This is a genomic window from Methylosinus sp. sav-2 (genome assembly GCF_004366495.1).
Classification (GTDB): Bacteria; Pseudomonadota; Alphaproteobacteria; order Rhizobiales; family Beijerinckiaceae; genus Methylosinus.
In genome coordinates this window covers 1-1,497 of the sequence record NZ_SOEJ01000048.1, presented here as the reverse complement: position 1 = coordinate 1,497, position 1,497 = coordinate 1, and the positions used below count along the sequence as shown (strand labels likewise).

Sequence of the window (1,497 nt, the reverse complement as noted above, 5' to 3'; positions counted from 1 at the left end):
CCGCCCAGAGCCTCGCTCGCTGCGAGCGCACGCCGGGCGACGGTCTCCGGGTCGCCGATCAGAAACGCGCCATGGGGCGAGCACATCGCCTCGAAGCCGGCGCGCGTGACGGGCGACCAACCTCGTTCACGGCCGATCTGCGTGAACATATAGGCCCACCCTGGGAAGAAAGCGTCCTTGGCGGCTTGGTCGGTGTCGCCGACGAAGCCCATTGCGTGAACGCCGACCTGGAGCGTCTCCTCCGCATGGCCGGCGCGGCGGCCCGCCTGCCGATAGAGATCGACGAGCGGGCGGAAGCGCCGGAAGTCGCCGCTGATGATCGCGACCATGAGTGGCAGGCCCAGCGCGCCGGCGCGGATGAAGGATTGCGACGTGCCGCCGACGCCGAGCCAGATCGGCAGGCGGGCCTGATGCGGTCTGGGGAAGACGCCCTGGCCGGTCAGCGGCGGCCGGAAGCGTCCTTGCCATGTGACATGGATCTCGTCGCGGAGCTTCAGGAGCAGGTCGAGCTTCTCGGCAAAAAGTGCGTCATAGTCCTGCATGGCGAGGCCGAACAGCGGATAGGCTTCGCCGAAAGATCCGCGTCCGACGATGATCTCGGCGCGTCCTTTCGCGATGAGGTCGAGCGTCGCGAATTCCTGAAAGACGCGGACTGGATCGGCGGCGCTGAGCACGGTGACAGCGCTGGTCAGGCGGATTTGCCGCGTCCGCGCGGCGGCGGCGGCCAGGATCACAGCGGGCGCCGCGTCGAGAAATTCCTCGCGATGATGTTCGCCGACGCCGAACACATCGAGCCCGACGCGGTCGGCGATCTCCACTTCGTCGAGCAGACGCTCCATCCGTTCGGCGGCCGAAATGATTTTCCCCGTCGCAGGATCGGGGATAATGGCCGCGAAGCTGTCGACGCCGATTTCCATGTCGCTTCCTCGAAAATCAGGCGCTCCAGAGAGCACGTCGCGTGCTCGCGCCGCTCAAGGCCGTCGATGGCGTCGAGTAGGAGAGAAGCCTTCTCGACGCCGAGCGCATGATCAGGCTCGGAGGCGGCGGCCGTCCAGGCTGAACGAGCCGGCGCCGAAGGCGGCGATCTGAAGAAGGCCGCCGACGATCGCGACGTTCTTCAGAAAGTGGATCATCTGGTTTTGATCGGCGAAGTTCCTGTGGAAGAGCACAGCCAAAATAAGCGTGAAGGCCGCCAGGACCAGGCTGACGAGTCGCGCTCTATATCCGACGAGCAGAAGGAGGCCGCCGCCGGCCTCGACGATGACCGCGACTGCCAGACCGAGAAGCGGGGCCGGCAATCCGACCGAGGCGATATAGCCTTGCGTGGCCTCGGGGGCCGCGAGCTTGCCGAGACCGCCAAGGATGAAGAGCGCGGCGATCAGCAGGCGGCCGACAAAGGCGAAGGCGTTGGTCTGATTCATGTCGATAGAGCTCCAGAGGTTCGGCGATAGGGGGAGGGTGTCGTCGCGGGTCAGGCGGCGAGCGATGCGATTTGGG

The 1,497-nt window shown here is 66.2% G+C and carries 2 protein-coding genes; both read right to left on the bottom strand.

Going from position 1 to position 1,497, the window contains the following annotated elements:
- On the bottom strand, positions 1 to 917 hold a 917-nt coding region (locus EDE12_RS21680; protein WP_134188318.1), incomplete at its 3' end, for an LLM class flavin-dependent oxidoreductase.
- 111 nt (positions 918 to 1,028) lie between these two features.
- The gene (locus EDE12_RS21675) at positions 1,029 to 1,421 is read right to left on the bottom strand and encodes a DoxX family protein (RefSeq protein ID WP_026598316.1); all 393 of its coding nucleotides are present in this window, start codon (positions 1,419 to 1,421) and stop codon (positions 1,029 to 1,031) included.
- Between the last annotated feature and the right edge of the window lie 76 nt (positions 1,422 to 1,497).